The 7,005-nt window shown below is 72.0% G+C and carries 6 protein-coding genes and 2 pseudogenes; 2 read left to right on the top strand and 6 right to left on the bottom strand.

Features of this window, described 5'->3' with window-relative positions; genetic code table 11:
* Nucleotides 1-257, top strand: a pseudogene (locus AB0P35_RS33025) (1,3-beta-glucanase); the annotation flags it as partial.
* Between the two features lie 636 nt (nucleotides 258-893).
* Here the strand turns inward: AB0P35_RS33025 and AB0P35_RS33020 are convergent.
* Nucleotides 894-1,415 carry a helix-turn-helix transcriptional regulator gene (locus AB0P35_RS33020; RefSeq protein WP_363518275.1) on the bottom strand — a complete coding sequence of 174 codons (522 nt, stop codon included), beginning with the start codon at nucleotides 1,413-1,415 and terminating at the stop codon, nucleotides 894-896.
* 138 nt (nucleotides 1,416-1,553) lie between these two features.
* Between AB0P35_RS33020 and AB0P35_RS33015 the strand changes: the two genes are divergently transcribed.
* On the top strand, nucleotides 1,554-1,733 hold the full coding sequence (locus AB0P35_RS33015; RefSeq protein ID WP_363518279.1) for a hypothetical protein: 180 nt from the start codon (nucleotides 1,554-1,556) through the stop codon (nucleotides 1,731-1,733).
* Here the strand turns inward: AB0P35_RS33015 and AB0P35_RS33010 are convergent.
* From AB0P35_RS33010 to AB0P35_RS32990, 5 genes and pseudogenes are all read right to left on the bottom strand, one after another.
* Nucleotides 1,715-1,759 (bottom strand): annotated as a pseudogene (locus AB0P35_RS33010) (hypothetical protein); the annotation flags it as partial. The gene AB0P35_RS33015 and the pseudogene AB0P35_RS33010 sit on opposite strands and share 19 nt — an antisense overlap.
* A 207-nt stretch (nucleotides 1,760-1,966) precedes the next feature.
* On the bottom strand, nucleotides 1,967-2,383 hold the full coding sequence (locus AB0P35_RS33005) for a hypothetical protein (protein WP_363518273.1): 417 nt from the start codon (nucleotides 2,381-2,383) through the stop codon (nucleotides 1,967-1,969).
* Between the two features lie 462 nt (nucleotides 2,384-2,845).
* Nucleotides 2,846-3,028 (bottom strand): hypothetical protein, encoded by a 183-nt coding sequence (locus AB0P35_RS33000; RefSeq protein WP_363518271.1) that lies wholly within the window; start codon nucleotides 3,026-3,028, stop codon nucleotides 2,846-2,848.
* Nucleotides 3,029-3,375: 347 nt separating this feature from the next.
* Nucleotides 3,376-4,056: a transglycosylase family protein gene (locus AB0P35_RS32995; protein ID WP_363518269.1), complete on the bottom strand. Its 681-nt coding sequence runs from the start codon at nucleotides 4,054-4,056 to the stop codon at nucleotides 3,376-3,378.
* Nucleotides 4,057-4,560: 504 nt separating this feature from the next.
* Nucleotides 4,561-6,978 (bottom strand): SpoIIE family protein phosphatase, encoded by a 2,418-nt coding sequence (locus AB0P35_RS32990; RefSeq protein ID WP_363518267.1) that lies wholly within the window; start codon nucleotides 6,976-6,978, stop codon nucleotides 4,561-4,563.
* Between the last annotated feature and the right edge of the window lie 27 nt (nucleotides 6,979-7,005).

The raw sequence follows: 7,005 nt of genomic DNA, 5'->3' as shown, positions 1-7,005 counted from the left end.
CCACCCAGCTCCGTCTCTCCTACGACTGCACCGGCGACGGCTCCTGGGACCGCGTCGAGACCTACCACTACTACGCCACCGACCCCGTCGCCGGCTGGGAGCACTACACCCAGACCACCGGCCTCGAATCCGTCACCGGCGCCGCATGCAACCTGACCGGCGGCACCGTCAGGGCCGAGATCTGGAACGCCCTCGGCACCAACCCCAGCGCCCTCGGCACCGGCAACCTCACTGTCCTGCGACTGCCCTACAGCTGACCTGACACCAGCAGTGGGGCGACCCAAGGCCCGGGCCCCGCGTACGGGGCCCGGGCCGACGCCATATGTCCTCGGGGCTGGACCGGTCGGTCGCCGCCGGCTCGGCCGCTTTGAACTGGGCCCCTGCCAGTTCTGGCCCTCACCGTCCTTTCCCCCGGCCACCCCTCTGTCGTCTACGAGATCCTGTTGGCCGCCCCGTCATCTCGGTAGCCGCGCCGGAGCCGACACCGGCCACCACCGACGTCAGCGTGCCTCGCACCGAAACCGTCCTGTTCGGAGACGGTGCCGCACCAGCCGCCCCGACGGTCAGCCGTGATCGGGCCCGGGCGGCGGCCACGCGGCCGCTGGTGCCATGAACCGACTCGAGGGGAAAGGGGCGGTCCTGATCGACATCGCAGCCAGCCTCCCCATCGACGTTCCGCCTGACCACACTCCCGAGACCTTCATCGCTGACCCCGGCCTGCTGGGCCATCTCGTCGAGTCGCGATGACACGGGCACCCTATCCAGGTGCTTCGGCGCAGCACAGAGCGGAATTCCGCAACAGCGCGTCAGGCGCACGGCAGCGGTACCGAGCGAGAGGCTGCGGAGCGTCCCGCGGTACATGTCGGGCGGGAACAGGTAAACGTGACGCCGCGTCAGCCGTCCAGACGCTCGGCCAGTTGCCGTCGGCCCGCGATACCGAGCTTGGCGTACACCCGCTGGAGGTGGTTGTCGACCGTGCGGTCGGAAAGGCGTGGCTGCGTGGCGATGTCCTTGGTGGGCACCCCCTTGGCGGCGAGGAGGGCGACTTCCCGCTCGCGGCCAGTGAGCGGTGCGGTCGCCGTGGCCAGGGTGAGGGCGGGCGAGCGGGCGCCCTCGCAGCGTTGCGCGTTCGCCGCTGAGCGGGCGGCAGCGGCTGCGGAGCGGCGCGGGCGGCCGGCCCTGGCCAGGAGGACCGCGGCGGCGTTGGCCGCCTCGGCGGCCAGCAGGTGCGCTCCGAGGTCCGTCAGCTCCCCGGTTACGGCGAGCAGCTGATCCGGGTCCTCCTCGGCGAGGGCGGTGACGAACCCGGCGCGGGCGGAGCCGAACGCGCCGTCGCACAGCGGCGCGAGTTCGGCGATCCGCACCGCGGCCTCCTTCGCCCCGCACAGCCTGGCGAGGTCGGTGAGGAGAGCCACTTCCATTCCGGCCTGGCCCCCGCCGCGGCGTCGCCTGCGGCCGCTTCGAGTACCTCCCGGGCGCGGGCCAGTTCTCCGCGGGCGGCGTGCAGCCATGCGGCACCGAGCCGCTCCTCGGGCACGTGCACGGGGAGCTCCATGGCGGCGTGCTCCTCCAGCGCCGCCTTGGCGGCGGGCGCGTCGCCAAGCAGCGCGGCGGACGCCGCCACCCCGCACACCGCCAGGGTGCGGCCGATCACGGTGTGCGGTCTGGCGGAGCGGGCCACCTCGGCGTACCAGCGGCGGGCCGAGGCCGGGCGCCCCGCCAGCCAGTGGTAGCGGCCGAGGTGGAGCGTCAGCAGCATGCGCTGCGGGCCGGCGGGGAGGTCGCCAAGGTCGGCGAGGGTTTGCTCCGCCAGGGACCGGGCCTCGGCCAGCCGTCCGTTCTCCGTCAGCGCCAGGACGAGGACGGAGGTGACAGAAAGGCCGTTGCCCGCCACCGTGACCTCCGCCGGGACGCGACACCGACGGGCAAGCGACCCTGCCCCGCCGTACCTGGACGGCCAGCGGCATCAGGGGTCGGAGGCGTCGGCGATGCCGCGCAGGACGGCGTCGGTGCGCTCCCGTTCGCGGCGTTGTTGTGCGGCCCAGTCGCGCATCTCCTGGATGGCTTCGGGGTCGTTCGCGGCGTCGGCGTCCATGATGGTTGCCGCGCCGTCGCCGAGGTCGACGACGTGGTGCTCCATGGTGCCGGTGGCGGCGATGGCCAAGGCGACGAGGAGTTCGTTGGTGACGTCCGGGGTGAGGTGGACCTTGTCCTCGTCGCCGAGGTCGAGGTGGCCTTCCCCGTCGGGTGCGGCGAGGACGGAGAAGGAGCCGCTGACGAGGTGGCGCAGGACCCGGAACTGGTCGGGGTCCATGCGGGCCTGCAGGGTTTCGAGGTAGAGACGGACCTGGTCGGCCTTGCTGGGGGCGGCGTCGTCGTTCATCCGGGCATCCAGACACCTGCTGGTGACGCTTCCCAGAGGTTTTGTGTCGCCGAGCGCCGGTGAGTGCCGGCCGGCCGCGCCGCCGTCCTCGTGCCCTCGGGGGGCCTGCGTCGTTGAACCCGGGCGAGCGCCCCGACCATGGCGCGTGGCGAGTTCCTGCTCTCGTCCGCCCGGCACATACACCTCCGACGGCGCCGGGCCGGCAGGACATCGCCCGCCGGGGCGGCCGACCGTGCACATCGGCCGCCTCCGACCGGCGGCCCGCACCCGCCGGACACCGCTGCCCTGCTACCCGCAGGGCGGCGGCCTTCGCACCTGATCAGAACCCGGGGCGCGGTGACCGTCGGCCACCTCAGCCGTTCTCGCTGGCCGGGCTCAGCGGACCGACTCGGCGGGTTCGGCGAAGACCGGCAGGAGGCCAACGACGATGTGCGGCTGGGCGGGCGGCACTGCCGGCGGGGCTCAGTGGCCGGGGTCGGCCGGGGTCGGCGCCGGTTCGCCGGCCTCCGGACTCTCATGCAGTGAAGGCACCGGCTCGTCGGGCGGTGGTGCGGTGATGCGGTCGGTGAGGCGTTCCTCGAACCGTCCGAGCAGCAGGAGGGCACCGAGAAGCGCCGGGGGCATGAACAGCATGAGCACGAGCATGTGAGCCTCCCGAAGGGGCGGTCACGGTTCGTTGGACCCGCTGGTCGTTCCGCCTACACGCTACGGCCCGCGACGGATCCCGGCACCTCGCCGGTCGGCCACCAGGCGGTCACGGCGTCTCGCCCCGGCCTCTGTGACAGCGCCAATGGGCAGTTCGCGGATCGTGCCGCGGTCCGCGATCGGCACCAGGGCCTCCGTCGTTCTTGAGCTGCGGCCGGTGATCGGGTTCGTTAGCGTCGGTGTCGCAGGCGGTGTAGCCGTCGCATCCGGTCGGGCCCGGCCGTCACCTTGCCTCGCAGGGGGGCCGGGCCCGCTGTGCGGGCCGCGGGCGGGAGCCCCGGGGGCTGTCAGGGAAGGAGGAGGGTCTGCCCGATGAGGATGAGGTCGGGGTTGCTGCCGATCGTGTCGTGGTTCGCCTCGTAGAGGGCTGGCCAGCCGCCGGGCAGCTGCAGGGTTTGCGCGATGCCGTCGAGGGTGTCGCCGTCCTGGACCACGACCGTCACCGAGTCGACCGGGTCGGGTTTGTTGGCAGTGTCCGGCTCGGCCGCTGCTTTCTGGCCGGCGGCCGACTGCGAGGCGGCCGGCTGCCGAGCGGCGGGGTGCTGCGCGGGCACCGTGTGGTGGGTGCCGGGTCGGCCGGCGCGGGCACCGCAGACCGGCCACGGGGCAAGTCCCCGGCGGGCGGCGAGCCGTTCGGCGATGGCGATCTGCTGCTCGCGGCTGGCGAGGTCGGGGCGCGGTGCGTAGGCGAGGCCGCCGTTGGCCCGCCACGTGGACCAGCCGAACTGGAGGCCGCCGTAGTAGCCGTTGCCGGTGTTGGCGTGCCAGCGGCCACCGCTCTCGCAGGCCGCGACCTTGTCCCAGTCGACGCCCTGTCCGGCGGCCGGCGCTGCCCCGGAGACCATGCCCGCCGCGGCGGACGCGGTATACGAGGGGGCAGCCTGCACGGGGCCGGCGAAGGCGGTCCACAACCCGGCAGCGCAGGCGAGGGCGAGGAGTAACTGCAGGATCCGGTGGGCGATGGACACGACGAAGTCACTCCCCGAGAGGTCGGCGGTCGGGCGGCCGGTACCCCGGGGCACCGCCCTCCACCGTTGGCACACCCCGCTGCCCGGGACCCGCAGACATCCCGCAAGGGTCACCCGCCCGGCCGCGCCCGGCCACCCGGCTGCACCACGCCGTCCCGGGCCCGCCCCGCCCGGGCCGGGCGGGCCTGTCGGTGGCGCGGTGTACGGTCCCTCCACGACGTGGCCCTCGCCCCGGCGAGCAGCACGGGACGGGGCCACGTCCGGTGCAGCCCGGCGCCCGGCATACTGCTGTCCTGCGAGGTGCAGGTGTGGCGCGAGGAAGCCCCGTCACCGAGACCGCCGGCCGCCTTCCAGACCTTCCTGGACGAGAACAACATCCCCCGGCCGAAGTCCTGGCGAACCGTTGGCACCTGAGCCCGACCGTCCAAGATCCCCGACAGAGTCAAGCTCAGGCCTGTTGGCAGGCGCAGGGGGTTGGTTGTGGCCGCAGGCGGCCGGGCACCGTCAGGATCGATCGTTCTGAATGCCGATCTCCGCCCAGATCGACTTCCCACCGGCCCGGTTCCGTGTTCCCCAGCGCTCAGCGAACTGAGCGACGAGCAGTAGCCCGCGCCCGCCTTCGTCGAACATGCGCGCTCGCCTCATGTGCGGGGCGGTGCTGCTGCCATCAGAGACCTCGCAGATGAGTACGGTGTCGCGGATCAGGCGCAGCTGAATGGGAGGGGTGCCGTACCGGATCGCGTTGGTGACCAGTTCACTCACCACCAGTTCGGCGGTAAACACCACCTCGTGCAGGCCCCAGTCCGCGAGGCGGCGGGAGGCCTTGTCGCGGGCGTCGGCCACGGCGGCCGGGTCGGAAGGCAGATCCCAGGTGGCCACCTGACCCGCGTCGAAAGCCCGGGTGCGGGCGACGAGCAGTGCGACATCATCCGCCGGCTGTGCGGGGAGCAGCTTCTGGAACAGGTAGTCACAGGTGGCCTCCAGCGAGTGAGCAGGGCGCTCCAGCCGCCGACGCAGTAGCGCCATGCCCTTGCCGAGGTCGTGTTCGGGGACCTCGACGAGGCCGTCCGTGTACAGCACGAGGAGGCTGCCTGGGGGCACTTCCCGTTCGACCGCTTCGAAAGGCAGCCCGCCGACTCCCAGCGGCGGGCCGGCAGGAAGATCAATGAACTCCGGCTTGCCGTCGGGCGTGACCACGGCGGGCGGGGGGTGGCCCGCGCCTGCGGCGGCGTAGCGGCGCGAGACCGGGTCGTAGACCAGATACAGACATGTGGCGATGAGATCGGTGACGATCTCAGCCTCGGGATCCGTCGTGTCCTCCTCCGCCCTGAGGTGGGTGACAAGGTCGTCGAGATGGACGAGGAGCTCCTCGGGGGGCAGATCGACGTCCGCCAGAGTGCGTACCGCGGTCCGTAGTCGCCCCATGGTGGCGGAAGCGCGCAGACCATGGCCCACCACGTCTCCGACGACCAATGCGACCCGTGCGCCCGACAGCGGGATCACATCGAACCAGTCGCCGCCCAGCCCTGCCCGGGACCGGGCCGGGAGGTAGCGGTAGGCCACCTCCACGGCTTCCTGGGCAGGGAGCCGCTGTGGCAACAGGCTTCGTTGCAGGGCCAGAGCGGTGGCTCGCTCGCGGGTGAAGCGTCGGGCGTTGTCCACGGCCACGGCAGCGCGGGCGGCGATCTCCTCGGCAAGGAGCAGATCATCCTCGTCGAATGAGTCCCGGCGGCGGTGGCGGACGAGTACGGCCACGCCGAGCGTGATGTCACGGGCGCGCAGCGGGATGACCATGATCGAATGTATCCCGAAGTCGCGGACCTTCCCCGCGCGCTCGGGGTCGGCGACCTGCCAGCTCTCGATGGCTTCGTCCAGGGTGCGGTGTAGCGACGACCGGCCCGTGTTCAGGCAGCGGGCGGGGGGCGAGGATTCCGGGTAGTAGTCCACCTCGCCCGGCTGGATCATCGACTCGGGGGTGCCGGGGAGGATGGACCCCTGCGCGGCGCGGCGCAGTGCGACGGAGCCGGTGGCGGACGGCCTGGGCTCGATGCCGCGGAACAGCCCGTCCAGCAGGTCGATGCTGATGAAGTCGGCGAGCCGTCCCACCGCCACGTCGGCCATCTCCTGGGCCGTGCGCATCACGTCGAGGGTGCTGCCCACCTGTGCGCTGACGTCGTTCAGCAGGGCGAGCCGTTCCCGGGCCCGGTGCTGTTCGGTGACATCGAGCGCGAGGAGCTGCACGTGTCGCACCTGTCCTTCCAGGTTTCTCAGGGGGGAGACGGAGACGGCCCAGTATCTGTCGCGGGCTCCGCGGCGCGGGCGGCCATGCACCTGGAACCGCTCCGGCTCTCCCGTCTCGAGCACCCGGCGCATGCCCTCTTCGACCGTGGTGCAGATGTGGGGAGGCAGGATGTCGGTGACCCGCCGACCACGCATCTGCTCCTCCGCGAGGCCCAGTTCGCGGGCCGCACCGGCGCTCCCTCGCAAGGCCCGCAACTCAGCGTCGTAGATCATCACAGGCAGGTGGCACTGCGCGAACGCTTCCTCCGTCGTCGCCTCGTCCTTGTGTGGACGTGGCTGCTGCGGCGTGCCCACGATGAGCCACTGTGTGGTGCCCTCGCGGTCGAGTGACGCGTAGGCCTGCAACTCGGCATCCATGTAGTGGCCGTCTTGGTGCCGCAGCGGGGTCGGCCCGCCGCGTCCCTCGAGAACTGCGGAGAAAAGCACATTGGCGTCTGCGTTCCCGCCGAGCAGACGTGCCGCGGGGCACCCTATGACGTCCTTATATGAGTACCCGAGCAACCGCTGTGCACCGGAACTCCACCCCGTCACGATCCCCCGCGCGTCGACCACTGCCGTAGCCGAAGTGACCTGATCCGGGAACTGATCGGGGCCGTTTCGGAGGGGGCCGACATTCTCCATTGTCCATTCATCGCCCATCCTGCCCTG

Source organism: Kitasatospora sp. NPDC085879 (assembly GCF_040686255.1).
GTDB lineage: Bacteria > Actinomycetota > Actinomycetes > Streptomycetales > Streptomycetaceae > Kitasatospora.
Note: the sequence above shows the minus strand (reverse complement) of the source record. Positions and strands in the feature narration are given on the sequence as shown.

Bases quoted from the DNA above. Each gene is read 5' to 3' on its own strand.
- AB0P35_RS32990 (WP_363518267.1), bottom strand. From the start codon at position 6,978: ATGGAGAATGTCGGCCCCCTCCGAAACGGCCCCGATCAGTTCCCGGAT.
- AB0P35_RS33000 (WP_363518271.1), bottom strand. From the start codon at position 3,028: ATGCTCGTGCTCATGCTGTTCATGCCCCCGGCGCTTCTCGGTGCCCTC.
- AB0P35_RS33015 (WP_363518279.1), top strand. From the start codon at position 1,554: ATGGCGGCGTGCTCCTCCAGCGCCGCCTTGGCGGCGGGCGCGTCGCCA.
- AB0P35_RS33005 (WP_363518273.1), bottom strand. From the start codon at position 2,383: ATGAACGACGACGCCGCCCCCAGCAAGGCCGACCAGGTCCGTCTCTAC.